The organism is Pseudonocardia abyssalis, from assembly GCF_019263705.2.
Taxonomy (GTDB): Bacteria; Actinomycetota; Actinomycetes; order Mycobacteriales; family Pseudonocardiaceae; genus Pseudonocardia; species Pseudonocardia abyssalis.
This window is the reverse complement of the sequence record NZ_JADQDK010000001.1, coordinates 2968511-2993599: the sequence shown is the minus strand read 5'-3', so window position 1 is coordinate 2993599 and position 25089 is coordinate 2968511. Positions and strand designations below refer to the sequence as shown.

23 protein-coding genes are annotated in these 25089 nt (G+C 74.4%); 17 read left to right on the top strand and 6 right to left on the bottom strand.

Annotated elements, in window-relative coordinates; translation table 11 throughout:
* Positions 1–15 precede the first annotated feature (15 nt).
* From I4I81_RS14525 to dapB, 3 genes are all read left to right on the top strand, one after another.
* Positions 16–1290, top strand: coding sequence for a M16 family metallopeptidase (locus I4I81_RS14525; protein WP_226363936.1), 1275 nt, complete (start codon positions 16–18; stop codon positions 1288–1290).
* Positions 1291–1784: 494 nt separating this feature from the next.
* Positions 1785–2264 (top strand): DUF456 domain-containing protein, encoded by a 480-nt coding sequence (locus I4I81_RS14520; RefSeq protein ID WP_218601581.1) that lies wholly within the window; start codon positions 1785–1787, stop codon positions 2262–2264.
* 4 nt (positions 2265–2268) lie between these two features.
* On the top strand, positions 2269–3006 hold the full coding sequence (dapB, locus tag I4I81_RS14515; protein ID WP_218601582.1) for a 4-hydroxy-tetrahydrodipicolinate reductase: 738 nt from the start codon (positions 2269–2271) through the stop codon (positions 3004–3006).
* 76 nt (positions 3007–3082) lie between these two features.
* Here the strand turns inward: dapB and I4I81_RS14510 are convergent, their stop codons facing one another.
* Complete coding sequence (locus tag I4I81_RS14510) at positions 3083–3619, bottom strand: GNAT family N-acetyltransferase (protein WP_218601583.1); 537 nt, start codon at positions 3617–3619, stop codon at positions 3083–3085.
* Between the two features lie 117 nt (positions 3620–3736).
* Between I4I81_RS14510 and I4I81_RS14505 the strand changes: the two genes are divergently transcribed.
* Both I4I81_RS14505 and I4I81_RS14500 read left to right on the top strand, forming a co-directional pair.
* Positions 3737–4657, top strand: a complete 921-nt coding sequence (locus I4I81_RS14505; RefSeq protein ID WP_218601584.1) for an EamA family transporter — start codon at positions 3737–3739, stop codon at positions 4655–4657.
* 47 nt (positions 4658–4704) lie between these two features.
* The gene (locus I4I81_RS14500; protein WP_218601585.1) at positions 4705–5931 is read left to right on the top strand and encodes a winged helix-turn-helix domain-containing protein; all 1227 of its coding nucleotides are present in this window, start codon (positions 4705–4707) and stop codon (positions 5929–5931) included.
* A 4-nt stretch (positions 5932–5935) separates the two neighbouring features.
* Here I4I81_RS14500 and I4I81_RS31175 read toward each other — a convergent pair whose 3' ends face one another.
* Positions 5936–6886 (bottom strand): DUF4097 family beta strand repeat-containing protein, encoded by a 951-nt coding sequence (locus I4I81_RS31175; protein WP_267460790.1) that lies wholly within the window; start codon positions 6884–6886, stop codon positions 5936–5938.
* Positions 6883–7392: a toxin-antitoxin system HicB family antitoxin gene (locus tag I4I81_RS14490; RefSeq protein WP_218601586.1), complete on the bottom strand. Its 510-nt coding sequence runs from the start codon at positions 7390–7392 to the stop codon at positions 6883–6885. The genes I4I81_RS31175 and I4I81_RS14490 overlap by 4 nt, the downstream gene beginning before the upstream one ends.
* Positions 7393–7480: 88 nt before the next feature.
* On the opposite strand from I4I81_RS14490, the gene thyX reads away from it, so the two are divergent.
* The 7 genes from thyX (at position 7481) to I4I81_RS14455 (ending at position 14404) form a co-directional block, all read left to right on the top strand.
* Positions 7481–8233 carry an FAD-dependent thymidylate synthase gene (thyX, locus tag I4I81_RS14485; protein WP_218601587.1) on the top strand — a complete coding sequence of 251 codons (753 nt, stop codon included), beginning with the start codon at positions 7481–7483 and terminating at the stop codon, positions 8231–8233.
* A 29-nt stretch (positions 8234–8262) separates the two neighbouring features.
* Positions 8263–9222, top strand: coding sequence for an endonuclease/exonuclease/phosphatase family protein (locus I4I81_RS14480; RefSeq protein ID WP_218601588.1), 960 nt, complete (start codon positions 8263–8265; stop codon positions 9220–9222).
* A gap of 1 nt (position 9223) precedes the next feature.
* Positions 9224–9850: a TIGR03085 family metal-binding protein gene (locus I4I81_RS14475; RefSeq protein ID WP_218601589.1), complete on the top strand. Its 627-nt coding sequence runs from the start codon at positions 9224–9226 to the stop codon at positions 9848–9850.
* 47 nt (positions 9851–9897) lie between these two features.
* Complete coding sequence (gene dapA, locus I4I81_RS14470) at positions 9898–10896, top strand: 4-hydroxy-tetrahydrodipicolinate synthase (protein WP_218601590.1); 999 nt, start codon at positions 9898–9900, stop codon at positions 10894–10896.
* Between the two features lie 141 nt (positions 10897–11037).
* Positions 11038–12720, top strand: coding sequence for a ribonuclease J (locus I4I81_RS14465; RefSeq protein ID WP_372478401.1), 1683 nt, complete (start codon positions 11038–11040; stop codon positions 12718–12720).
* The gene (locus tag I4I81_RS14460; protein WP_218604182.1) at positions 12720–14036 is read left to right on the top strand and encodes an NAD(P)/FAD-dependent oxidoreductase; all 1317 of its coding nucleotides are present in this window, start codon (positions 12720–12722) and stop codon (positions 14034–14036) included. Before I4I81_RS14465 ends, I4I81_RS14460 begins: the two co-directional genes overlap by 1 nt.
* Positions 14037–14164: 128 nt before the next feature.
* Positions 14165–14404 carry a hypothetical protein gene (locus tag I4I81_RS14455; protein ID WP_218604183.1) on the top strand — a complete coding sequence of 80 codons (240 nt, stop codon included), beginning with the start codon at positions 14165–14167 and terminating at the stop codon, positions 14402–14404.
* A gap of 55 nt (positions 14405–14459) precedes the next feature.
* On the opposite strand, the gene lat is transcribed toward I4I81_RS14455, so the two are convergent.
* The gene (gene lat, locus I4I81_RS14450; protein WP_218604184.1) at positions 14460–15764 is read right to left on the bottom strand and encodes an L-lysine 6-transaminase; all 1305 of its coding nucleotides are present in this window, start codon (positions 15762–15764) and stop codon (positions 14460–14462) included.
* A gap of 81 nt (positions 15765–15845) precedes the next feature.
* On the opposite strand from lat, the gene I4I81_RS14445 reads away from it, so the two are divergent.
* The 5 genes from I4I81_RS14445 to I4I81_RS14425 all read left to right on the top strand — a co-directional run bounded on the left by I4I81_RS14445 (position 15846) and on the right by I4I81_RS14425 (position 23860).
* A complete protein-coding gene (locus tag I4I81_RS14445; RefSeq protein WP_218604185.1) occupies positions 15846–16286 on the top strand; it encodes an Lrp/AsnC family transcriptional regulator in 441 nt (146 codons plus the stop codon).
* A gap of 424 nt (positions 16287–16710) precedes the next feature.
* On the top strand, positions 16711–18546 hold the full coding sequence (locus tag I4I81_RS14440) for a selenium-binding family protein (RefSeq protein ID WP_225924582.1): 1836 nt from the start codon (positions 16711–16713) through the stop codon (positions 18544–18546).
* Positions 18530–20311, top strand: coding sequence for a hypothetical protein (locus I4I81_RS14435; RefSeq protein WP_218604186.1), 1782 nt, complete (start codon positions 18530–18532; stop codon positions 20309–20311). Before I4I81_RS14440 ends, I4I81_RS14435 begins: the two co-directional genes overlap by 17 nt.
* A 70-nt stretch (positions 20312–20381) precedes the next feature.
* Positions 20382–22922, top strand: a complete 2541-nt coding sequence (locus I4I81_RS14430; protein ID WP_218616101.1) for an FtsK/SpoIIIE family DNA translocase — start codon at positions 20382–20384, stop codon at positions 22920–22922.
* 62 nt (positions 22923–22984) lie between these two features.
* Positions 22985–23860, top strand: coding sequence for a YceI family protein (locus I4I81_RS14425; RefSeq protein WP_225924581.1), 876 nt, complete (start codon positions 22985–22987; stop codon positions 23858–23860).
* A 2-nt stretch (positions 23861–23862) separates the two neighbouring features.
* Here the strand turns inward: I4I81_RS14425 and I4I81_RS14420 are convergent, their stop codons facing one another.
* Complete coding sequence (locus tag I4I81_RS14420) at positions 23863–24240, bottom strand: VOC family protein (RefSeq protein ID WP_218604901.1); 378 nt, start codon at positions 24238–24240, stop codon at positions 23863–23865.
* Complete coding sequence (locus I4I81_RS14415; protein ID WP_218604902.1) at positions 24237–25088, bottom strand: helix-turn-helix domain-containing protein; 852 nt, start codon at positions 25086–25088, stop codon at positions 24237–24239. The genes I4I81_RS14420 and I4I81_RS14415 overlap by 4 nt, the downstream gene beginning before the upstream one ends.
* Position 25089: the final 1 nt, after the last annotated feature.

The window sequence follows — 25089 nt, the reverse complement described above, 5'->3', positions numbered from 1 at the left end:
GTCCCCGGCGTTTCCGTGTCCCACCTCGACGGCGGCCTGCGGGTCGTCTCCGAGCGGGTGCCGGGCGTCCGCTCGGTCTCGATCGGGGTCTGGATCGGCGTCGGCTCGCGCGACGAGTCGCCGACCCAGGCCGGGGCGGCGCACTACCTCGAGCACCTGCTGTTCAAGGGCACCTCGACGCGCACGGCCGCGCAGATCGCCGAGGACGTCGACGCCGTGGGCGGTGAGCTCAACGCGTTCACCGCGAAGGAGCACACCTGCTACTACGCGCAGGTCCTCGACACCGACCTGCCGCTCGCGGTCGACGTGCTCGCCGGGGTCGTCACCGACGCCGTCATGGCGCCGGCCGACGTCGAGATCGAGCGCAGCGTGGTGCTCGAGGAGATCGCGATCCGCGACGACGACCCGGAGGACCTGCTCGGCGAGCTGTTCGACGAGTCGCTGCTCGGCGGGCACCCGCTCGGGCGGCCGGTGATCGGGTCCGAGGAGTCGATCACCGGGATGGCCCGGGAGACGCTGCACACGTTCTGGCGCGGGGAGTACACGACGCCGCGGATGGTCGTCGCGGCCGCGGGCAACCTCGACCACGTCGCGCTCGTCGCGCTCGTCGAGGAGGCGTTCGCGGCCGCGATCGCGCGGGCGGGGTCGGCAACGCCCGTGCCGCCGCGCGCGTCGGGCGTCGCGGTGCTGGAGCCGGGCCCGCGGCTGGTGCTGCGCGGCGAGGACACCGAGCAGGCGCACCTCATGCTGGGCGTACCCGGCATCGCCCGCCACGACCCCCGGCGCAGCGCGCTCGGCGTGCTCAACACCGCGCTCGGCGGCGGGCCCAGCTCGCGGCTGTTCCAGCAGGTCCGCGAGCAGCGCGGGCTCGCGTACTCGGTGTACTCGGCGCTGTCGACCTACACCGACGCCGGCATCCTGTCGGTCTACGCGGGGTGCGCCCCCGACCGGCTCGACGAGGTCACCACCGTGATCCGCACCGTCCTCGCCGACGTCGCCGCGCACGGTCTCACCTCCGCCGAGGTGGTCCGGGCGCAGGGAAACCTGCGCGGCGGGCTCGTCCTCGGGCTCGAGGACACGCCGTCGCGGATGAACCGCCTCGGCCGTGCCGAGCTCGACCACGGGCGTCAGCGCAGCATCGCGGAGAGCCTCGACCGGATCGCCGCCGTCACCCCGGAGCAGGTCTCCGACGTGGCCCGCGAGCTGCTGTCCGAGCCCCTCACCGCAGCGGTGGTCGGTCCGTACGACGACGAGACCGACCTGCCTGCGGTCCTGCGCTCGCTGGCCTGATCGCGGCGGATGGCGCCGCATCGAGATCGACGTCGACGACGAGCTGCCGGGCCGGGCCGCGGTCGTGCTGGGCACCCAGGGGGCCGAGGACGCCGTCGTCGCCGCCCTGCGCGCAGCCGGTCGACCCGGCCCGCGGGCCGCACGATCCGCCCGCCCGCCCCGGGGACCTGCCGCGGCCGCCCGAGATCCGCTGACGCTCAGGCGCGGACCCGCGGGCGCAGGTGGGCCGCGGGACCGTGCCCGACGTGGCGGCGGAACGCGTCGACGAACCCGGCGCGCGAGGAGAACCCCGCGCGCCGTCCGACCGTCGCGACCGGCAGGCCGGCACCGGCACCGGCACCGGCAGCGGCAGCGCCGCGCGCAGCCGCACCTGGGTCCGCCGGTCGGCGAACGGCATGCCGTCCCCGCGACGAACGCCCGGCGCAGCGTGCTGAGGCTCGTGCTCAGCTCGACGGCCCGCTCGTCGAGCGTCCGGAGCGTGGGATGCTGCGCCCGTGAACCCGGAGACCCTGATCGCGGGCGTGCTGATCGTCGTCGGCATCGCGGGGATCGTGCTGCCGGTGCTGCCCGGGCTGATCCTGGTGCTCGCCGGGATCGCGGTGTGGGCGGTGCCGCGCAACGACGTCGTGGGCTGGTCGGTGCTCGGCCTCGCCATCGCGATCGTGGTGGCCGGCAGCGTCGCGAAGTACCTGGTCCCGGGGCGACGGCTGCGCGACTCCGGGGTGCCGGGGCGCACGATCGTCGCAGGCGGGGTGCTGGGCGTCGTCGGGTTCTTCGTGATCCCGGTCGTCGGGCTCCTGGTGGGGTTCGTGCTGGGCGTCTACGTCGCCGAGCGGGTGCGGCTCGAGGGGCACGGCCTGGCCTGGCCGTCGACGAGGGGCGCGCTCGCCGCCGTCGGCTGGAGCATCGTCATCGAGCTGCTGACCGGCCTGCTGGCCACGGGCGTGTGGATCGGCGGGCTCGTCCTAGGGTGACCCCATGACGATCAGGGTGGGCGTGCTGGGTGCGCGCGGGCGGATGGGTGCCGAGGTGTGCCGGGCGGTGACCGCGGCCGACGGGCTGGAGCTGGTGGCGCAGATCGACGAGGGCGACCCGTTGACGCTGCTCACCGACCACGGCGCGCAGGTGGCGGTCGACTTCACCCACCCCGGGGTCGCGCTCGACAACGTCGCGTTCTGCGTCGACCACGACATCGCCGCCGTCGTCGGGACCAGCGGGTTCGGCGCCGACAAGCTCGACACGGTCCGCTCCTGGCTCTCCGCGCGCGACGGGCACGTCCTCGTCGCCCCGAACTTCGGCGTCGGGGCGGTGCTGATGATGCGGTTCGCGGAGCAGGCCGCCCGCTTCTTCGAGTCCGTCGAGATCATCGAACTGCACCACGAGCGCAAGGTCGACGCCCCGTCCGGCACGGCCGTCAGCACGGCGTCGCGGATCGCCGCCGCGCGCGAGGGTCTGGGCCCGGTACCGGACGCCACGACCAGCGAGCTCGACGGGGCACGCGGCGCCGTCGTCGACGGCGTGCACGTGCACTCGATCCGGATGCCCGGGCTCGTCGCGCACCAGGAGGTGATCTTCGGGATGGCGGGGGAGACGCTGACACTGCGCCACGACTCGATCGACCGCGCCGGGTTCATGCCCGGCGTCGTGCTCGCGGTCCGCGGGGTGCGCGACCACCCGGGGTTGACCGTCGGTCTGGAGAGCCTCCTCGGCCTCTAGGACGTCGCAGACCTCCTGGTCACCGCGCAGGGCTCCGGCGGCCTGCGCGATGGCCGCGGGTCTGCGCGGTGCGCTCCTAGTCGAGCTTGAGGTCCAGCGAGCCCGTCAGCCGGATCTCGCGCAGGGTGCCGGCGCCGGTGTCGAGGCCGCGGACGCCGCCGTCGGCCTCCCAGCCGGCGCGGGCGTAGAACCGGCGCGACGCCTCGTCGGGCTCCGGTACCCAGGCCAGGCCGTACAGGGCGCCCGCGCCGCGCAGCCGCTCCGCCGCGGTGGCCAGGAGCCGGCCGGCGTGCCCGCGACGACCCCAGCGGGGCTCCACGAGCAGCGCGCCGATCTCGCCCCACGCCTGGTCCGGGGTCGCGGCGCCCTCCGGCGGCATGGCGGCGGCGGCGAGGAAGCCGACGGTCCAGTCGCCCTCCGTCGCGACCAGCACGTGCGCGGCGTCGGCGTCGACGGCGGAGGCCCACGCATCGCGTGCCCCGTCCGACCGCAGTGCGTCCACGGCGGAAGCGGGGACGAACGTGGAGTACGCGGCCTCCCAGGTGTCTCCCTGGATGCGCACGATCTCGTCGACGTCGGCGGGCGTGGCGGCACGGACCGCGGCGATGGCCATGTCGCATGGATACCCCAGGCCCGCGATCCGGCACGACCCGGATCCCACGCGACCCGGATCCCACGCGACCCGGATCCCACGCGACAGGGGGTAGTTCGCCATGGCAACGTCACCCCGGTGCATACCCGCCGCGTCGCCTGGGCCGCCCTCGGGGTGGTCTACGTCCTGTGGGGGTCGACCTACCTCGCCAACCGCCTGATCATCACCGACATCCCGCCGCTGTTCTCCGGCGGCGTGCGGTTCCTCGTCGGTGGCGGGCTGCTCGCGATCGTCGTCGCGCTGGTGGCGGGCCCGTCCGCGCTGCGGATGACGCGCCCGCAGCTCGCCACCACGGCACTGTCGGGCCTCCTGCTCCCGGCGTGGGGCAACGGGATCGTCACGCTCGGGCAGCAGCAGGTGTCCTCCGGGCTCGCCGCCCTGCTCATCGCGGCGGTGCCGCTCCACATCGTCGCGCTGCGTGCGGTCACCGGCGACCGGCCGCGGGCGGCGACCGTCGGCGGCGTCGCGGTCGGGGTGGCCGGGCTCGCGCTGCTGGTGCTGTCGGGCTCGACGGGTACCGGCGGCACGGTGGGCAGTGCCTGGTGGGGCCCGTGGCTGATCCTGCTCGCCGGGCTGGGCTGGGCGACGGGAACGTTCGCGACGACCCGGCTGCCCGCGCCGCCCAACCCGTTCGCGTTGGCCGCGGTGCAGATGCTGGTCGGCGGCGCGGTGCTGCTGACGGTCAGCCTGGTCAAGGGCGACCGGCTCGACGTCGCCGCCGTCTCGCCCGTCGCGTGGTGGGCGTGGGCCTACATGGCGGTCGTCGTGTCGCTCGGGGCGTTCAGCGCGTACGCCTACGCGCTGGCGTCGCTGCCGGTGTCGACGGTCGCGACCTACGCCTACGTCAACCCGGTCATCGCGGTGATCCTCGGAGCGCTGGTGGTGGGTGAGCGGTACTCGGTGCTGCAGCTGGTCGGCGGCGGGATCGTGGTGCTGTCGGTGGGGCTGGTGATCGCCTCGGAACGGTCGGCGTCGCGGCACGTGGTCCAACCCGCCTGAGACCGGCCCGCCGGAAACCGTCAGGGGTCGGTGGCACGATCGCGGGCATGACGACGGAGACGATCGGGGCACCGGCCGCGCGGCGGATGGTGCTCGCCGCGCAGGGCTTCACCGACCCGGTCCCGACCGGCCCCGTCACCCGCCGCCACCTGCAGCGGGTGCTCGACCGCGTCCGGCTGCTCCAGCTCGACTCGGTCAACGTGGCGGTGCGCGCGCACTACATGCCGGTGTTCAGCCGGCTCGGTCCCTACGCCCGCCCGCTGCTCGACGACGCGGCGTGGTCGCACTCGGCGCGGCGGCCCCGGCTGCTCGTCGAGCACTGGGCGCACGAGGCGAGCCTGCTGCCGGTGGCCGACTGGCCGCTGCTGCACTCCGGTGCCAAGCGCAGCGGCTGGTGGCGGCACTACGGCGCACTCGTGGAGGCCGACCCCGGCCTCGTCGACGACGTGTTGGCCGCGGTGAAGGACCTGGGCCCGGTCGGGGCGGGGGAGCTGGAGACGGTGCTGAGGGGCTCCTCGCGCCCGCGCCCGCCGGGGGCCACCTGGTGGGAGCGTTCCGACGTGAAGCGGATCTGCGAGTACCTGTTCGGCATCGGGGAGCTGACCACCGGCACCCGCAGGCACTTCCAGCGCCTCTACGACCTGCCCGAGCGCGTCCTGCCGCCCGAGGTGCTCGCCGCGCGACCGGCCGACCCGGAGCAGTCGGCGCGCACGCTCGTGCTGCGGTCGGCGTCGGCGCTCGGGGTGGCCACCGAGCCCGACCTGCGCGACTACTACCGCCTCGGGCCCGCCACCAGCCAGCGGGCGGTGGCGGAGCTGGTCGACTCCGGGGCACTGGCCCCGGTGCGGGTGCGGGGCTGGTCGAAGCAGGCGTACCGGCTGCCGGGGGCGAAGGTGCCGCGGCAGGTCACCGGCCGCGCCCTGCTCTGCCCGTTCGACCCCCTGATCTGGGAGCGCGACCGCACCGAGCGCATCTTCGGCTTCCGCTACCGCATCGAGATCTACGTGCCCGAGGCGAAGCGCGAGTACGGCTACTACGTGTTCCCGTTCCTGCTCGACGGCGAGCTGGTCGCCCGCGTCGACGTCAAGGCCGACCGCGCGGCCGGGGTGCTCCGGGTGCCCGGGGCGTTCGCCGAGCCGGGCACCGACGTGGCCCGCGCGGTGTCCGAGCTGGCCGGAGCCCTGCGCGAGATGGCGGGGTGGTTGGAGCTGGACGCGGTGGTGGTGGGGGAGCGCGGCGACCTCGCCGGCCCCCTCACCACCGCCTTGCGCTGAGGGGTCAGGCGGAGACCGTCGCCCGCGTCACCAGTACGTCACCGCTGCCCGTGCGGCCCTTCACCGTCAGCGGGCCGGACTCGGCCGGGGCCACGGCACCCACGTCGAGCTCGCTGACCGCCCGTCCCGAGCCCGACGACAGGTCGAGCCGGGCGTGGACGCCGCCGTGCACGCCGACGCGGAGGTCGCCGGAGCCGGTGGTGAGGTCGAGGGTGCCCGAGCGGGCGTCGCGCACGGAGACGGTGCCGGAGCCGGTGCGCACGGCGAGGTCGGCCGCCACCTCCAGCACGTCGACGTCGCCGCTGCTCGCGCGCACCTCGGTCGTGCCGCGCACCGCGGCGATCCGCACGCCGCCCGACCCGGTGCGCACGCGCCCGCGCCCGGCCACCGCACCGAGCTCGACGTCGCCGGAGCCGGTCGTGACATCGGCGTCGCCGTCGACGGGGCCCAGCTCGACGCGACCCGACCCGGTGCGCACCGCGGCCCAGCCGGCGGTGCCGCCGACCGTGACGTCACCGGACCCGGTGCGGGCGGCGAGCCGCGACCCCGCGGGCGCGCTGACCGTGACCGCGAGCGGCACGACCCGCAGCGGGAGCTCCTGCGACGAGCGCACGACGAGCCGCCGCCCGCCGTCGGACCAGGTGATCTCCGCGGCGCGCACGGCGTCGGCGACGAGCTGGTCGGGGTCGATGCCGAACCCGGAACCGCCGGTGCCCAGCCAGCTCATCAGACCGCCGATGCCCTGGGCGACCGCACCGCCCGCGTTCGGGTCGTGCCGGACCTCGACGCGCACCTCGTCGCCGGACCCGAGCTCGACGCGGATGCGCCCGACGTCGATGGATAGCTCCAACTCCGCGGGCCGGTCGGACGGCCAGGACTGCTGCCGGACGCCCGGCCCGGCGGCTGCGCCCTCCTCCGGGAAGTGGTCCTTGGTGAAGTCCACGAAGTCGCTCATCCCTGCACCCATCCCTGGATCCGGTGGCCGTCGCGGCCCTTGCGGGACCCGCCGCCCTGGTTGCCGCCGTGCAACGCCCCCTGCACGGCCTGCGCCACCCACGAGTTGAGCGACACCCCCTGCGACGACGCGGCCTGCTCGGCCTGGTTCTTGATCTGCTCGACGAGGCGCAGCGTGATGCGGCTGATGTCGCCGGCGTCGGCGCCGCCGAACCCCCCGCCCCCGAGGCCCCGGAACGCGGGCTCGGGCTCCGGCGCGGGGTGCGTGTCGGGCGAGACGACGACGCGGACGTCGCGGCCGTCGAGCCGGACGTCGACGGTGCGGTCGCCGAGCGCCGCGGTGACCTCGGCGGCGAGGTCGGAGAGCGCGTTCATCATCGCGAGCCGCGCCGCGGGCTCGATCGCGGCGCCGAGCAGGGCGGCGGTGCGCTGCGTCTGCTCGTCGCCGGCCGCGGCGGCGGACGCGAGATCCTCGCGCAGCCGGGTGACGTACTGGCTGATGTCCATGACACCACCATGACGTCACTTCTGACACCAGTCAAGGAATCCGGTGATGTCATCCGAGGGTGTCGGGGGCCCCGGTTACGCTGCCGCCATGCCCGAGACCGTGCCGCTCACCGTCCAGCTGGTGGCCAAGACGGAGTTCACGGCCCCTCCGGACGTGCCGTGGAGCACCGACGCCGACGGGGGCCAGGCGCTCGCCGAGTTCGCCGGCCGCGCCTGCTACCAGTCCTGGGGCAAGCCGAACCCGAGGACGGCCACCAACGCCGGCTACCTGGAGCACATCCTCGAGGTCGGCCACCTGTCGGTGCTCGAGCACGGGTCGGTGAGCTTCTACCTCACGGGCGTCTCGCGCAGCCTCACCCACGAGCTCATCCGGCACCGGCACTTCTCCTACAGCCAGCTCTCCCAGCGCTACGTCCCCGAACGCGACGCGTCGATGGTCGAGCCCGAGGTCATCGCGGCCGACCCGGAGCTGCACCAGCTCTTCGCCGACGCCACCGCGGCCTCGGTGAAGGCCTACGAGGAGCTGCTGGAGGGGCTGGAGAAGCGCTTCGCCGACGTCCCGAACGCCACGCTGCGCCGCAAGCAGGCCCGCCAGGCGGCCCGGGCGATCCTGCCCAACGCCACCGAGACGCGGATCGTCGTCACCGGCAACTACCGCGCGTGGCGGCACTTCATCGCGATGCGCGCCACCGAACACGCCGACGTCGAGATCCGCGCCCTGGCGATCGAGTGCCTGCGCCAGCTGCACCGTGAAGTGCCCAACGTGTTCCGCGACTTCGAGATCGCCACGCTCGACGACGGCACCGAGATCGCGTCCAGTCCGTTCGTCGCAGAAGGCTGAGCGGGGGCCGGGCGGAACGGGCCACCGACGTGGCCGAGCAGCGGGAGCGCACCCCCGCGGTGGGGGGTGTCGCCGTCACCGTGCTGGTCGCGGCGCTTCCGTGGGCGTGGTTCGCCCTGCGCGACACGGGCCCGGCGGCCGACGTCGTCGCCATCGCGATGCCGCTGCTCGCCGCCGGGGTGGTGGGGGTGGCCGGGGTGGTCGCGCTCGTCCCCGGTTCTCGGGTGCGGCGCGGGCGTGCCGCGCTGTTCGGGCTGTCGACGCTGCTGGTGGCCGTCGTCGCGATCGTGGGTCCGTGGTTGCCGTCCCCGACGGGGCCGGTCGCCGGGCGCGGCGTCACGGTCCTCGGCGGCAACGTCGACTACCAGGACACCCCGACGCCCGCGATGATCGATCTCGGCGCCGACGTGGTGGTGGCAGCCGAGCTCGCCCCCGACACCGAGGAGGACTTCGGCGAGGAGTACCCGCACACCGTCGTCGGCGGGCCGGAGAACTCGCCGCTCGGCGTGTTCAGCCGGTACCCGCTCCGGGTCCTGCAGGACGCGGGGCCGGACCTGCCGGGCATGCGGGTCCTGGTCCAGGGCCCCGGCGGCCCGTTCGTCGTCTACGCGCTGCACGTCCCGCGGCCGTGGTTCGGCGGCGACCCCGAGGACTACGAGGTCTCGGTGCCCGAGCACTACGCGCTCGCCGCGGCCGTGGCCGGGCGCGTGCGCGCGGAGACGATGCCGGTGGTCCTCGTCGGCGACCTCAACAGCACCGACCGCGGGCGCGACTACCGCGCGCTCACCGGCGGGGCCGGGCTCTCCGACGTCGCGCTCGAGGGCTGGGGCGGCCCCACGTCGGTGGGCAAGTGGCTGCCGCTGCTCGGCCGGATCGACCACCTCCTGGTGAGCCCGAGCTGGTGCGGCGACGACGGTCGGCGCGTCGAGCTGCCCGGGTCCTCGCACCGCGGTGTCACGGCGACCGTCGGGCCGTGCGTAGGGTCGTGACATGAGCCTGGCCACCGACGAGCGTGCGGCGATCTGCGACGAGTTCGAGCGGGTCGGCCCGGACCGCCCCACCCTGTGCGGGGACTGGGACACCCGCGACCTGCTGGCGCACCTCCTGGTCCGCGAGCGCAAGCCGTGGGCGGCCCCCGGCATCCTGATCGCCGCGCTCGCCCCGATCGTCGACCGCGCGATGGGGTCCTACGCCGACACGCCGTGGGAGCAGATGGTCGGCGAGCTGCGCGACGGCGCGCCCGTCTGGTCGCCGTACCGCGTCGGCGCCGTCGACGACCTGGCCAACGGCGCGGAGTTCTTCGTCCACCACGAGGACGTGCGCCGCGGGGTGCCCGGCTGGGAGCCGCGCCCGGCCGACCCGACGCGCGACGCCCAGCTCTGGGCCCTGCTGCTGAAGATGGGCCGGGTCCTGCACCGCGCGAGCCCGGTCGGTCTGGTCGTGCGGCGCGGCTCGGGCGAGCAGCACGTGCTCCGCACCGGTCCCGGCCTCGTCACGATCGTCGGCGAGCCGGGCGAACTGGTGCTGCACGCGTTCGGCCGCGACGCCGCGCGCGTCGAGCTGGAGGGTTCTCCCGCCGACGTCGCCGCACTGGCCGGGGCCTCGCGCGGCCTCTGACCGCTGGCGCGGCGGGTCGTGTCGGGGTGGGGCGGTACCGTCGACCCATGACCTCCGACTCCGCGCGTACGCCGGGCCGCCCGTTCGGTCGCGTGCTCACGGCCATGGTCACGCCGTTCGACGCCGAGGGGCGCCTGGATCTCGATACCGCGCAGGAGCTGGCCACCCGCCTGGTCGACCTGGGCAACGACGGCCTGGTGGTCAACGGCACGACCGGTGAGGGCCCCACCACCAGCGACGAGGAGAAGGCCGCGCTGGTGCGGGCCGTGGTCGAGGCGGTGGGCGACCGCGCCACCGTCGTGGCCGGGGCGGGCACCTACGACACCGCGCACAGCATCCACCTCGCGCAGGCCGCCGAGGCCGCGGGCGCCCACGGGTTGCTGCTGGTCACGCCGTACTACTCACGGCCGCCGCAGTCGGGCCTGGTGCTGCACTTCACCGCGATCGCGGATGCCACCGGGTTGCCGGTGATGCTCTACGACATCCCGCCGCGCAGCGTCATCCCGATCGACCTGGAGACGCTGCAGCGCCTCGCGCAGCACCCGCGGATCGTCGCCGTCAAGGACGCCCGCAACGACCTGCGCATCGGCACCGAGATCATCGCCACCACCACGCTGGCGTACTACTCCGGCGACGACCCGGTGAACCTGCCGTGGCTCTCGGTCGGCGCGGTGGGGATGGTGTCGGTCACCGGGCACGTCGTGGCCGACCGCCTGCGTGCCATGCTCGACGCGTACGAGGCCGGGCAGACCGAGCGGGCCCGCCAGCTCAACGCCTCGATGCTGCCGGTGCTGCGCGCGATGGGGCGCGTCGGCGGGGCCGTGTTCGCGAAGACGGCGATGCGCCTGCGCGGTCTCGACGTCGGCGACCCGCGGCTGCCGCTGCCGCCCGCCACCGAGGCCGAGGTGGCCGCCATCGTCTCCGATCTCGACGCCGCGGGCGTCGCGCTCGACGCGGAGGCCCGCGCGGGCCGCCGTTCCGGAGGCCACGGGGCGCTCGGCGCCCGGGCCTCCGCCGACCTCGGGGCCGAGGTCGCCTACCGCTGATGAAGCACCACCCCACTTTCTGATCTGAGGAGTTCCTTGAGCCGTCCTTCTGCACGGTCCGACCGCAACCGGTCCGACCGTCGGTCCCGCCCGCCCCGGCGCGACCAGCCCCGTCCCCCCGTCGCCGTCGTCGAGGCCACCCTGCCCGGCCTGCCCACCGAGCCCCCGGGCCCGCTGCCCGAGGGCGCATTGCGCGTGCTCACCCTGGGCGGTATCGGCGAGATCGGCCGCAACATGACCGTCTTCGAGTACGACGGCCGCCTGCTCGTCGTCGACGCCGGGGTGCTGTTCCCCGACGCCGACGCACCCGGCGTCGACCTGATCCTGCCCGACTTCCGCCCGATCCTCGACCGCCTCGGCGACATCGACGCGCTCGTGCTCACCCACGGCCACGAGGACCACATCGGTGCGGTGCCGTTCCTGCTGCGCCAGCGGCCCGACCTGCTGGTCGTCGGCTCGCCGTTCACGCTCGCGCTGGTGGCGGCGAAGTGCAGGGAGCACCGCCTCACCCCGCACATGCTCGTCGTCAACGAGGGCGACCGGCTCACGCACGGCAGCTTCGAGTGCGAGTACTTCGCGGTCAGCCACTCCATCCCGCAGTGCCTCGCCGTCGCCATCCGCACGCCCGCGGGCGTGATCCTGCACACCGGCGACATCAAGCTCGACCAGCGCCCGCTCGACGGGCGGCTCACCGACCTCCCCGGGTTCTCCCGGCTCGGTGACGAGGGCGTCGACCTGTTCCTGTGTGACTCCACGAACGCCGACACCCCCGGGGTCTCGCCGTCGGAGGCGTCGCTGGGCCCGAACCTCGCGGCCGCGATCGGCAAGGCCGACGGTCGCGCGTTCGTCGCGTGCTTCGCGAGCAACGTCTACCGGGTGCAGCAGATCGTCGACGGCGCGGTGGCCCACGGCCGGCGGATCTGCCTGCTGGGCCGCTCGATGCTGCGCAACATGGAGATCGCCACCGACCTCGGCCTGCTCCACGTGCCCGAGGGCACGATGGTCGCGATCGACGACGTCGACGACCTGCCCGACGACCAGGTGCTGGTCGTGTGCACCGGCTCGCAGGGCGAGCCGATGGCGGCGCTCTCGCGCATCGCCCGCGGCGAGCACCGCACGTTCCAGATGCGGTCGACCGACACCGTGATCCTGTCCAGCTCGCTCATCCCGGGCAACGAGCACGCGGTGTTCAGCGTGGTCAACCGCCTGCGCCGGGCCGGCATCCAGGTGATCGACAACCGCAACGCCAACGTGCACGTCTCCGGGCACGCCTACGCCGGTGAGCTGCTGTTCCTCTACAACGCGGTGCGGCCGAGCAACGTGATGCCGGTGCACGGCGAGTGGCGCCACCTGCGGGCCAACGCCGAGCTGGCGGAGCAGACGGGCGTCGCGCACGACGCGATCGTCGTCACCGAGAACGGGATCACCGTCGACCTGGTCGACGGCCGCGCGGTCATCTCCGGGCGGGTCGAGGTGGGCCGCGCCTACGTCGACGGCGTCGCCACCGGCGACATCGAGCAGCCCACGCTGGCCGACCGCCTGGTCCTCGGCGAGGGCGGGTTCATCTCCATCACCGTCGCCATCGACTCCACGACCGGCCGGGCCGTCGCGCCGCCGACGCTGTCCGGGCGCGGGTTCTCCGAGGACCCGAAGGCGCTGGAGGCCGTCCTGCCGATCGTCGAGCAGGAGCTGGCCCGCACCCAGAGCGACGGGATCGTCGACACCCACCGCGTGGCCCAGCAGGTGCGCCGGGTCGTCGGGAAGTGGGTGGGGGAGACCTACCGCCGCCGTCCGATGATCGTCCCCACGGTCATCGCCGTCTGATGAACCTGTGGTTCGAGCAGGTCGTCGGCGACGGCGACCTGCTCGAACCCCGCCCGCCCCTCGACGGCGACGCCGACGCCGACGTCTGCATCGTCGGCGCCGGCTACACCGGGCTGTGGACCGCGCACGCGCTGCTGCGCGCCGACCCCGGCCTGCGCGTGGTCGTCGTGGAGCGGGAGATCGCCGGGTTCGGAGCGAGCGGGCGCAACGGCGGCTGGTGTTCGGCCCTGTTCCCCGCGGGTCCCGCCGCGCTGGAGCGCCGGCACGGCGCCGGTGCGGCGGAGGCGATGGGTGCGGCGATGCGCGCCACCGTCGACGACGTGGGCGCCGCGGTCGCCGAGGAGGGCATCGCCTGCGACTGGGTGAAGGGCGGCACGGTCACGCTCGCCCGCACCGCCGCACAGGTCACCCGGGCCCGGCGCGACGACGGGTGGGTCGACGCCGCGCAGGCCTCCGCGCTGGTCGGGGCGTCGGGCGTGCTCGGGGCGACGGTCACGCCCGACTGCGCGCGGGTGCAGCCGGCGCGGCTGGTGCGCGGGCTCGCCCGGGCCGTGCAGCGCCGCGGCGGGCGGATCGCGGAGGGCACGAGGGCGCTGTCGGTCGGGCCGCGCCGGGTCGTCACCGACCGCGGCGTCGTGACGGCCGGGGCGGTCGTGCGGGCCGCCGAGGCGTGGAACTCGGGCCTGGCGCCGCGCTCGGTCGCGCCGGTGTACTCGCTGATCGTCGCCACCCGGCCGCTGCCCGCGTCGTTCTGGGACGTCGCCGGGCTCGCAGGCGGGCAGACGTTCACCGACCACCGCCACCTGATCGTCTACGGCCAGCGCACCGCCGACGACCGGCTCGTGTTCGGCGGCCGCGGCGCCCCCTACCACTGGCGCTCGCGCATCCGCCCGGAGTTCGACACCGACGACCGGGTCTTCGCCGGGCTGCGCACCGCGGCCACCGACCTGTTCCCGGCCCTGGAGCCGGACGACTTCACCCACGCCTGGGGCGGCCCGCTGGGCATCCCGCGCGACTGGCACGCGGGCGTCGGCTACTCCGACGGCCTGGGCTGGGCCGGCGGGTACGTCGGCGACGGCGTCGGCACCTCCCACCTCGCCGGCCGCACCCTCGCCGCCCTGATCCTCGGCCACGACGACCCGGTCATGGGCCTGCCGTGGGTCGGGCACCGGTCGCGGCGCTGGGAGCCGGAGCCGCTGCGCTGGCTGCTGGTCAACGCCGGCCTGCGGCTGATGACGCTGGCCGACGGGGAGGAGCGCCTGACCCGCCGCCCCAGCGTCATCGCGGCCTCCCTGTCCCGAGCGCTCGGTCACTGACCCGGGGCCCACCGGCGCCCCGCCCGCGCTCTCCCCGTTGCAGTGGGGTGGCTCTACTCCAACCCGGTTGGAGTGAAGCCACCCCACTGCAACGCGGCGGCGGGCGCTCGTGTGCGGGGCGCGACGCCGTGCTCGCCGCGGCCAGCGCCGCGTTCGCCGGGCCGCACGCCCGCTACGAGGTCGTCGACGTCACCCAGGTCGGGCCGGACGTGGTGCTCGCCGACAAGGACGCCGGCGCCGCGGACGCCGACGGCGCACCGCTCGACGTCGTCCGCGCCATGACGGCGCTCCACGTGCTGGCGCGCCGCGGCGGCCGCTGGTGGGTGGCGGCCCGGCAGAACACGCTCGTCCCGACCGCAGCAGGGTGAGACCGCTGCGACCGGACCGCAGCAGGGCCACCCCGCTGCGGTCCGGGTGGGGCGCTCAGGCCGCCACCGCCGGCCCGGTCGTCGCCGCGACCGCGCGGGTCAGGGCCGCCACCGCGAGGTCGAGCTCCTCGGCGGTGATCGTCAACGCCGGGCGGAAGCGGACCGAGCGCTCCCCGCTGCCCAGCATCAGCACGTGCTCCCCGTGCAGCAGATGGTGCAGCACGGCGTCGCGTGCGGCGGGTGTCGGCAGGTCGGCCGCGCAGAACAGCCCGCGGCCGCGGACCGACGACAGGCCGGGCACCCCGGCCAGTGCCGCGAGCAGGTACTCGCCCAGCACCGCGGCGCGGGGGATCAGCCCGTCGGCCTCGATCACCTCCAGGTGGCGCCGCGACCGCACCATGTCGGTGAGGTTGCCGCCCCACGTCGAGTTGATCCGGCTCGACACCGCGAAGACGTTGTCGGGCACCTCGTCCACCCGGCCACCCGCCATCACACCGCAGACCTGCAGCTTCTTGCCGAACGCGACGACGTCGGGGGAGACGCCGAGCTGCTGGTAGGCCCACGCGGTACCGGTCATGCCGCCGCCGGTCTGCACCTCGTCCAGGACCAGCAGGGCATCGTGCTCGACGCAGAGCGCCTGCATCGCCCGAAGGAAACCGGACCGCAGGTGGTTGTCCCCGCCCTCGCCCTGGATCGGCTCCGCGACGAAGCACGCGATGTCGTGCGGGTGCGCCGCGAACGCCGCACGGGCCTGCTCCAGCGCACCGGCCTCGGCGAGCCGGACGTCGCCGGGGAAGTGGGCGGCGGGCACGTCGATCCGCGGCCAGTCGAACGTCGGGAACAGCGCGGTCTTGACCGGGTCGGTGGTGGTGAGCGACATCGTGTAGCCGCTGCGGCCGTGGAACGCGCGCGTCAGGTGCAGCACCTTCGTGCCGAGATGCGCGGGTCGCCCGTGCGCCGCGTTGTGCCGCCGCTTCCAGTCGAACGCCGTCTTCAGCGCGTTCTCGACGGCCGCCGCCCCGCCCTCGACGAAGAACAGGTGCGGCAGCGCGGGATCCCCGACGACCCGGGCGAACGTCTCGACGAAGCGCGCCATCGCGACGGTGTAGACGTCGGAGTTCGACGGCTTGTTCACCGCGGCGTCGGTCAGCTCGGCGAGGAACACCGGGTCGTCGGCGAGCGCGGGGTGGTTGAGCCCCAGCGGCGCGGAGGCGAAGAAGCTGAACAGGTCGAGGTAGCGGGTGCCGTCGCGGGCGTCGACGATCCAGGACCCCCGGGACGCGCGGGTGTCGAGGACGAGGTCGAAGCCGTCGACGAGCAGGTGTCGACGCAGGGTCTCGTGGACGTCGTCGGGAGTCATCCGTCCAGTGTCCCGAGGTGGTCCTGACGGGGCACGACACCGACCGTCGGCATGAGCGGGCGAAGTGCCACGATGTGGTCCGTGCCACCGACGGATCGTCAGCCCGACGACCTGGACCGCCGCCTGCTCGCCCTCCTGGAGGCCGATGCGCGGGCCACGATGGCCGACCTCGGCCGGGCGGTCGGGCTGTCCCGCACCGCCGTGCTCGCCCGGGTCCAGCGCCTCGAGCGCGACGGCGTGCTGCGCGGCTACCACGCCGACGTCGTCCTGCCCGGCGCCGCGACCGCGCATCGCGCCCGCGTCGGCATCGTCCTGCGCACGACCGACGTCGCCGGGTACGTCGCCCGCCTCACCGCGCTGCCGGAGTTCGTCGAGATCGAGTCGGTGACGGGGGAGTACGACCTCATCGTGCTGGTCACCGCGCCGACCGCCGGGCAGCTCGACGCGCTGCTGGACCGGGTGCAGGGCTGGCGCGAGACGGTCCGGACAACCACGTGGATGGTGCTGACGCGGTACCGCTGACCGGGAACCGCTGGTCCGGACGGGCGGCACTGTCCGGACGTTTCTCAGACGGCTCTCAGCAAACGATCAGTTGGTCCTCAGGTCGCATCCACCGAACGGCCCAGTCCGTTAGGTCGGATGTGCTGAATGTCGACCTCGAGGTCTTCTGGGTGACTCGTCGCCAGAACGCCTTCGACGGACTGTGTCCGGGGATGTCCGTTCCCCGCTGACCCTGTCGACCGCACCCTCGCTCCCGGAGCCCCCGTTGCCCGTGCTCGAACCCTTCTGGACCGGCCGCCGCGCCGGCGTCTTCGACGAGTGGTGTAGCCCGGCCGCGTGCTGAAGCAGGCGCCGAGACGCTCCCGTGCCATGTGCGGGGGCGCTCGCCTGCGCGCGCGCGGCCGTGCCGGCTCCCCGTTCGCTCCCCGCTCCCCAGGAGAACCGCTTGTCCCCCCTGAACACCCGGCGACGACGCCTCACCGCCGTCGCCGTCGCCATACCGCTGCTCGCGGGTGGCACCGCGCTGGCCGGCCAGGCCACCGCCGACTCCCCGATCCACACCATCACCTCCGAGGTCCACGACAGCGTCGGCTCGCTGTTCACCGCGACCAACCACCTCGTCGACATCCCCGGTGCCGTCCCGGTCGGTGAACCCGGCCACGAGGGCAAGGAGTACATCGTCGTCTGGGCCGGTGACGAGAACGTCGCCGACACCTCGGGCCAGGACATCGCCGACACCCCGCTGGCCGTCGGCGCGGTCAAGGAGCTCTCCGAGCTGCCGACCGACCTCCCGGGTCAGGACTTCCTCGCCGTCATCGACGCCGACGCGGACTCGGCGACCTACGGCAAGGTCGTCAACACCGTGACGCTCGGCCCGCTGCCGGAGAACGAGCCGCACCACATGCAGTACATCCACACGGCGGGCGACAACATCTACGCCGGTGGCCTGTTCTCCGACATCACCTACGTGTTCGACACCGACAAGCTCCCGCTGCTGGAGCTCTCGGGCGTCAGCAACCCGGTCGACACCCCCTGCGGATCGGTGCCCGACGCCTACTGGGTACTCCAGGACGGCACCGCCTACGGCACGTACATGGGCGGCCCGGACGTCCCCGGCCCCTGCACGTACACCAACGGCGAGGTCCGGGTCGGCAACGGCTTCGCGGGCAGCCCCGGCTCGGTCGTCCGCCTGGACGAGCAGGGCCGCACCCTCGCGGAGGTCCCGGCGGCACTGCCGACCGCGGAGTTCCCCGAGGACTGCCACAACCTGCCGGCCCTGCCCACGGCCACCTGCGCGAACCCGCACGGCATCCAGGTCCGCGAGGACCTCGACACCATGGTCACCAGTGACTACTGCGAGCCGCGCAACATCATCCTGGACCCGGTGAAGGCGCCGGACCACAAGCTGTGCCGCCCGACCGTCCGCACCTGGGACATCAGCGACCGCAACAACCCGGTGGTCCGCAACGTCACCAAGCTGCCCGACGGTCCCCGTCGTGAGACCAACCCGGCTCACGAGGAGAACCAGGCGATCATGGAGACGACGGTGACGAACCTGCCCGAGAACAAGGGTGCGTTCGCCGAGTCGATGTGCGGTGGCGCGATCTTCTACGCCCCCGACATCACCGCGCCGGAGCCGGCGTGGCGCGAGGTCTTCGACAACACGACCGCGGCGCTGTCCGTCGACCCCGACGTGATCGAGGGCGGTGGATGCGACGGCGGCGGCTGGGTGCAGACCTCGCTGGACGACAAGTACCTCTACCACGCCGTCATCGGCCGTGGCCCGGGTGCGCAGTTCCCCGAGGACCAGGGCACCACCAAGATGATCTACACCCTGGACATCCAGGCCCTGATCGCCGCCGGCGACTCGCCGGACTGCTCCATCGACACCATCCTCGAGGTCGCCGAGGGCGGCGAGGAGGCCGACTGCCCGGCTCTCGTCGACGTGCTCGAGGTGACCGACACGACGTCCGGCGGCCCGCACTGGGGCGCCCTGGACAACTACGTGGCCAACGGTGACGGCACCTACAGCGAGACCACGGACGTCGACCGGATCGCGTACTCGAACTACTTCGTGGCGCGCACCGGGATCGACGGCAACCACCGGGTCTGCATCGCCGACGTCGAGGACGGCGTGATGACGGTCGACGAGGACTTCCGCGACGAGGCCCGCGGCGGCACCTGCGTCGACTTCAACCGGCTCGAGTGGCCGCACGGCGAGACCGGCAACGCCAAGCCGCACTCGATGATCTTCGTGGTGGCCGGTGGCGACGTCCGCTGACGGCCGCGTCACCGACCGGAGGGCGGGCCTGACCGGGCCCGCCCTCCGGGGCGCCGTTCCCCTGGTCGTGGCGCTGCTGACGGGTGCGGCCTCGCCCCATCACGTCGACGGCGGCGCGGCGGTCTCGTTCCTGACCGCGCCACTGGCCGCCACCCTCGGGGTGACCGGTCTGCTGGCCGGGGCACTGGTGGCCGGGATCGCGTTGCTGCGCGGCCCGGCCACGCCCACCCGCCGGACGGCGATCGCCGCGGAGGCCGGCGCGGGGTACGCGGTCGCCGTGCTGGCCCTGGGCTGGCTCGGCGGCGGCACGGGTGCGCTCACCGCGGTGCCGCGCACGGCCGCGGTCGTCGCGGTCGCAGTGCTGCTCACGCGCACGTCCCGGCCCGTCACGGTGGTCGCGGGTGCGCTGCTGACGGCGCTCGTCGTCGTCGAGACCGGTCTCGCGATCGGTCCCGCCCCCGCGGTGTCCGTGCTCGCCGCGGTGCTCGGGCTCGGCGTCCCGGCCACCGTGGCCGGTGCCGCCGACCGGCGGGCCGAGCTGCGCGCCCGCACCCCGCTCGCGGTGCTCGCGATCGCCACCGCCGTGGTGTCGGCGCTGGTCGGGGCGGTGCAGTCGGGATCCCGGCTCGACGCCGCGACCCTCCGCTCGGCGAACGGGATCATCCTCGCGGTCGGGCTGGTGCTCACCGTGGCCGCCGCGTTGGGCTGGGTGCTCGCCCGGGCCGCCGCCGGCCGGTGGGTCCTCCCCGCGGCCGTCGGTGCGGGCGGCGCAGCGATCGTCGTCCTCACCACGCTCGTCGCGCTGCCGGCGGTCGCGCTCCCGGACCGCGGTGCGCCGCTGCTGCGCACGGTCGCGCTCGGCGACCTCGCGGTCCCCGTCGCGGTGGTGCCGCAGCGTCCGGGCCCCAACCTCGTCTACGTCGGCGCGGCCGGGGCCACCGTCGACGGTGTCGCGACGCGGACCCGGAGCGGGTCGCCCGGCTCGTGGGCGGTCGTCGACATCCCCGCTGGTGCGGAGGAACTCGTCGTCACGGCCGGGACCGGGCGGGCCGTGCTGCGGCTGCAGCCCGGGGTCGACCCCGCCCCGGCCGCTCTCGTGGCCGGCCTGACCGGCCCGGACGGCCCCGAGTGCCTCAGCGCGGTGCTGGGTGCGGTGGTCGGCGGGGGAGTGCTCCCCGGGGCCTGTCCGGACGCCGCGCTCACCGACTCCGACGCCGCGACCCTCCGCGCGACGGTGCGGTTCCTGGCGCAGCGGGCCGCCCCCGCCCTGCACGTGATCGACGACGGCTCGCCCCGCTCGACGGCGGCGGCCGGGGTCGTGACGGCCGCCGCGGCCGAGCACGGGCTGCCGCTGACCGACGCGATCGACACCACCGGCGCGATCCTGGTCGTCGCCGGCTGGGAGACCGCCGGCGCGCGACTGACCGACGAGGCGCTGGGTCTGTCGTCGGTGCACGGCACCTACACGGCGCCGTGGCTGGCCACCGGTCCGGTACTGGGGCGCCAGACCGGTGCCGTCACGGCACTCGTGTTCGACCCGCGGGCCGAGCAGGGGCAGCGCTACGTCGCCGACCTGCGGGCGCGCGGCATCACCGCGCTCGCGTCTCCCGCGGGCCTCGCAGCGTGGGGCGGCGGGCCGGAGAGCGGGCCCCGGATCTTCACCGCGGTGCAGGTCTCGGTCATGCCGGGGGACCACCGGCACCCCACCGACACGTGGCTGCCCGGCGGCACGTTCACGGCGGTGACCCCTCCGCTCCCGGTGTGACCGGGAGCGAGCGGGCCGCGGAGGTGCGTCGGTCACCGGATCATGGGGCCCGGGCCGATACCGTGGGCCCATGGCAGGACGGACGACGACCGGCAGCACGGCGCGAGCGTCGTCCCCCCGCAAGCCCGCCGCACGCAAGCCCGCCGCACGCAAGCCCGCCGCACGCAAGCCGGCGGCCCGCAAGCCGCCGCCGCGGCGCGACCTGCTCGACAAGGGCATCGACGCGACCGGCCGGGGCATGGCCCGCCTGGGCCGTGCCACCGGCCGGGCCGTCGGGCGCACCCGCGAGATCGACCCCGCCCACCGCCGTGACGGCCTCGGCGTCGCCCTCCTCGTGCTCGCCGTCGTCACGGCGGCGGGCGTGTGGTTCGGTGCGGGCGGGCCGGTCGGGCAGTGGCTCTCCGGCGCGATCGGCTCGGTCATCGGCCGCGGGGCCTACCTGCTCCCGGTGATCCTTCTCGTCGCGGGCATCGTGCTGGTGGCCACCGGGCCGCAGCCCGACTCGCGCCCGCGCGTCGCCGTCGGGTCGCTGCTGCTGGCTCTGGGCGGGCTCGGACTGGTGCACCTGGTGTCCGGCTCGCCCGTCGAGCCCGAGACCTGGGCGTCCGGGGGAGGGGCCGTCGGCTACCTCGCGGCCACCCCGCTGGCGACCGGCCTCACCGCCTGGGTCGCCGCCCCCGTGCTCGTCCTGCTCACCGGCTACGCATTCCTCGTCCTCACCGCCACGCCCGTCCGCGCGGTGCCCGACCGCGTCCGGCGCCTGCTCGGCCGGGCCGTCGAGCCCGAGGCCGACGAGGCCGACGCAGGGTCCGACTCCGGGGAGATCGTCCCCGACCCCGTCATCGAGGCCGAGACGTCCCCGCTGCGCCGCCCGTCGCGCCGGCGCCAGGCGAAGGTCGCCGACGTGGTGCGCGACGAGCTGGGCGAGGACCCCGTCGTCATCGACGCGGAGGTCGTGCCGGTCCCGGACGAGCCGCCGGCGGACGAGCCGCCGCCCCGGCCGACCCGCCGCCGCCCGCCGACCGCGATCGTCGCCACCCCACCCGTCGTCGACGAGCCGGACGGCCCGGTCGGGGAGCAGCTGCGCCTCACCGTGAACGACCGCGAGGGCGAGCCGCCCTACGTCCTGCCGCCCGCCGACATCCTGCCGACCGGCCCGGTCCCCAAGACCCGCAGCAGCGCCAACGACGCGATGATCGAGCGGATCACCGGCGTGCTGGAGCAGTTCTCGATCGACGCGCAGGTCACCGGCTTCACCCGCGGCCCGACCGTCACCCGCTACGAGATCGAGCTCGGCCCGGCCGTCAAGGTCGAGAAGATCACCCAGCTGACGAAGAACATCTCCTACGCCGTCGCGACCGACAACGTGCGGATCCTGGCGCCGATCCCGGGCAAGTCGGCCGTCGGCATCGAGGTGCCCAACACCGACCGCGAGATGGTGCGCCTGGGTGACGTCCTGCGCTCCGGCACCGCGCGCGCCGAGCAGCACCCGCTCGTCGTCGGGCTGGGCAAGGACATCGAGGGCCACTTCCTCACCGCGAACCTGGCGAAGATGCCGCACCTGCTCGTCGCGGGGTCGACGGGCTCCGGCAAGTCGAGCTTCGTCAACTCGATGCTGGTCTCGCTGCTGTCCCGGGCCACCCCGGACGAGGTCCGGATGATCCTCATCGACCCCAAGATGGTGGAACTGACGCCCTACGAGGGCATCCCGCACCTCATCACGCCCATCATCACCCAGCCCAAGAAGGCGGCGGCCGCACTCGCCTGGCTGGTGGAGGAGATGGAGCAGCGCTACCAGGACATGCAGGTCAACAAGGTCCGCCACGTCGACGAGTTCAACCGCAAGGTGCGCTCGGGCGACATCACCGCCCCGCTGGGCAGCGAGCGCGTGTACCGGCCCTACCCCTACATCCTGTGCATCGTCGACGAGCTGGCCGACCTGATGATGACCGCGCCGCGCGACGTCGAGGACGCGGTCGTCCGGATCACCCAGAAGGCGCGCGCCGCCGGTATCCACCTGGTCCTCGCGACGCAGCGCCCGTCGGTCGACGTCGTCACCGGTCTGATCAAGACGAACGTGCCCTCGCGCCTGGCGTTCGCCACGTCGTCGCTGACGGACTCGCGGGTCATCCTCGACCAGCCCGGCGCCGAGAAGCTGATCGGCATGGGCGACGCGCTGTACCTGCCGATGGGGATGAGCAAGCCGGTCCGCATGCAGGGCGCGTTCGTCGACGACGACGAGATCTCCGCGGTCGTGGCGTTCACCAAGGACCAGGCCGAGCCGACCTACCTCGAGGGCGTCACGGCGCAGAAGGCCGGGGAGGCCAAGGAGGTCGACCCCGAGATCGGCGACGACCTCGACGTCCTCATCCAGGCCACCGAGCTGATCGTCACCTCGCAGTTCGGGTCGACGTCGATGCTGCAGCGCAAGCTGCGGGTCGGGTTCGCGAAGGCGGGCCGGTTGATGGACCTGCTGGAGACGCGCGGGGTCGTCGGGCCGTCGGAGGGGTCGAAGGCCCGCGACGTGCTGATCAAGCCCGACGAGCTCGACGGCGTCATCTGGCTCATGCGCGGGGGCGGCGGTGCGGACCCCGACGAGCCGCACGAGTGACGACGCCGCGATCGTCACTCACCCAGAGTGACGAATGTCGCTGATCTGTTATGTTGGGCCCCATGTTCTGGAGCAAGCGCCGACGGGGTGGACGCACGCAGCAGAGTGGTGCGCGACAGGCCATCATGCCGATCCCGCTGACCGGCGGGCTGCTCTCCGGGGAGGTCCGCGACAACGACGGCAAGCCGCTGGCCGGGGCCGAGATCTCGGTGTTCGACCGGTCCAGCAAGCGGGTGGCGCACTCCGACACCGACGCGTACGGCTTCTTCGCGCACGCCGTGCAGCCCGGTGACTACCGCATCCGCGCCGAGGCGGGCGGCTACCAGAGCCTGCACGAGCGGGCCAACGTCGAGTGGGGCGCGCACAACGCGGTCGGCCAGCTCACGCTGCTGCCCGACGAGACGCTTACGACCCCGGTCCCCGGCATCTACGAGATCGACCCCGACCACTCGGCGGTGCGGTTCGTCGCCCGGCACATCGCGATGTCGCGGGTGTACGGACAGTTCCAGAAGTTCTCCGGTCAGGTCCGGATCGCCGAGAACTTCGAGGACTCGCACGTCGAGGTGCTGATCGACGCAGCGAGCGTGTTCACCAACGTCGAGGCGCGCGACACGCACCTGCGCTCGGCCGACTTCCTCGACGTCGAGAACTTCCCGAAGCTGCACTTCACCAGCCACCGCTTCGCCCGCGCGGGGGGCAACCGCTGGCTGATCGACGGCGAGCTGACCTTGCACGGCATGACCAGCGACGTCCAGCTCGACACGACGTACCTGGGCATGCAGGAGTGGAACGGGCTGCGCGCCGGCTGCATGGCCACCACGCAGCTGCACCGCGAGCACTTCACCGTCAACTGGCAGCAGATGCTCGCCCGCGGCGTTCCCGTCGTCGGATCGACGATCGAGATCACCCTCGACGTGCAGGGGATCCTGCAGCAGTAGGCCTACTCGTACCAGGTGCCGAAGCTCCACACGTTGCCCTCGGGGTCGCGGACGACGAACTGCCTGCTGCCGTAGTCGGTGTCCTCGATCGGGCGCAGCACCGTCGCCCCCGCGGCGACGGCGCGGTCGTAGAGGGCGTCCGGGGCGGTCACCACGACGTGCACCGACGCGCCGCCGGGCGGTTGGCCGCACGGGTCGTCCGGACGGTGCGTTCCGACCATCACCCCGCCGTCGCCCCAGGTCAGCTCGGCGTGCTCGATCGTGCTCCCGTCCCGGTGGACGGCGCGCTCGGCGAACCCGAACGCCTCGACGAGGAACCGGAGCTCGGCGGCGGCGTCGCGGCAGACGAAGGTGGGCCAGACGGACGGTACGGAGGTCATGGCCCGATGCTGCCCCGGGCGCGGCCCGGAGTCGTGGAGAAAGCGGACCCGGTGTGCGCGGTGGCGGCGCGTTCCCCGAGCCACTGCGTCGCCGTCTGCCCGGCGAGGTCGCGGAAGTCGCGGGACAGGTGGGCCTGGTCGACGTAGCCGCAGTCGGCCGCCACCGTCGCCAGGGGGTCCGCGGTGAAGCGCAGGCGGTCGCACGCGCGCTCGAAGCGGATGACCCGCGCGGCGGCCTTGGGGGCCAGCCCGGTCTCGCGGCGCAGCTGGTCGGCGAGGTGGCGGCGGCTCCAGCCGACCTCGCGGGCGAGGTCGGCGATGCGCAGCGCGCCACCGGTCTCCTGCAGGCGGTCCCAGGCGTACCCGACCTCGGGGCGCACCCCGTCGGTGTCGCCCACCAGCCCGGCCAGCGCGGTGTCCAGGCGGGCGAACCGCTCCGCCCACGTACCGGCGTCGGCCAGCCGTTCCAGCAGCGGCCCGGTGCGGCGGCCGAGCAGGGCGGCGAGGTCGACGGTGTCGCCGGCGAGCTCCCCGGCCGGCACGCCGAACAGGGCCCGGGTCCCGCGCCAGGTCAGCCGCAGCTGCAGCCCCGTCTGCGCCGCGCCGGAGGCGATCTGCGCCGGGGCGTCGTGCAGCCCGGCGACCAGCGCGTCGAACGCCCCGGGCGGCCGGGCGGGATCGGGGTTGGCCAGCATCTCGACCTTGCCGTCGAGGCAGAGGATGAACGTCAGGTGCGCCGACGGCACGCCCTGGTGGACCGACGGCGGCCCGGGATCGGTGCGGTAGCCCGTGTAGGCCCCCACCCACTCCCGCAGGCCGGGCGCCGGGCGCTCCCACGCCGTCTCCATG

Coding starts and splice junctions, on each gene's coding strand:
- I4I81_RS14425 (WP_225924581.1), top strand. CDS start 22,985: ATGTTCTGGAGCAAGCGCCGACGGGGTGGACGCACGCAGCAGAGTGGT.
- I4I81_RS14475 (WP_218601589.1), top strand. CDS start 9,224: ATGAGCCTGGCCACCGACGAGCGTGCGGCGATCTGCGACGAGTTCGAG.
- dapB (WP_218601582.1), top strand. CDS start 2,269: ATGACGATCAGGGTGGGCGTGCTGGGTGCGCGCGGGCGGATGGGTGCC.
- I4I81_RS14430 (WP_218616101.1), top strand. CDS start 20,382: ATGGCAGGACGGACGACGACCGGCAGCACGGCGCGAGCGTCGTCCCCC.
- dapA (WP_218601590.1), top strand. CDS start 9,898: ATGACCTCCGACTCCGCGCGTACGCCGGGCCGCCCGTTCGGTCGCGTG.
- I4I81_RS14420 (WP_218604901.1), bottom strand. CDS start 24,240: ATGACCTCCGTACCGTCCGTCTGGCCCACCTTCGTCTGCCGCGACGCC.
- thyX (WP_218601587.1), top strand. CDS start 7,481: ATGCCCGAGACCGTGCCGCTCACCGTCCAGCTGGTGGCCAAGACGGAG.
- I4I81_RS14460 (WP_218604182.1), top strand. CDS start 12,720: ATGAACCTGTGGTTCGAGCAGGTCGTCGGCGACGGCGACCTGCTCGAA.
- lat (WP_218604184.1), bottom strand. CDS start 15,764: ATGACTCCCGACGACGTCCACGAGACCCTGCGTCGACACCTGCTCGTC.
- I4I81_RS14490 (WP_218601586.1), bottom strand. CDS start 7,392: ATGGACATCAGCCAGTACGTCACCCGGCTGCGCGAGGATCTCGCGTCC.
- I4I81_RS14415 (WP_218604902.1), bottom strand. CDS start 25,088: ATGGAGACGGCGTGGGAGCGCCCGGCGCCCGGCCTGCGGGAGTGGGTG.
- I4I81_RS14510 (WP_218601583.1), bottom strand. CDS start 3,619: ATGGCCATCGCCGCGGTCCGTGCCGCCACGCCCGCCGACGTCGACGAG.
- I4I81_RS14500 (WP_218601585.1), top strand. CDS start 4,705: ATGACGACGGAGACGATCGGGGCACCGGCCGCGCGGCGGATGGTGCTC.
- I4I81_RS31175 (WP_267460790.1), bottom strand. CDS start 6,886: ATGAGCGACTTCGTGGACTTCACCAAGGACCACTTCCCGGAGGAGGGC.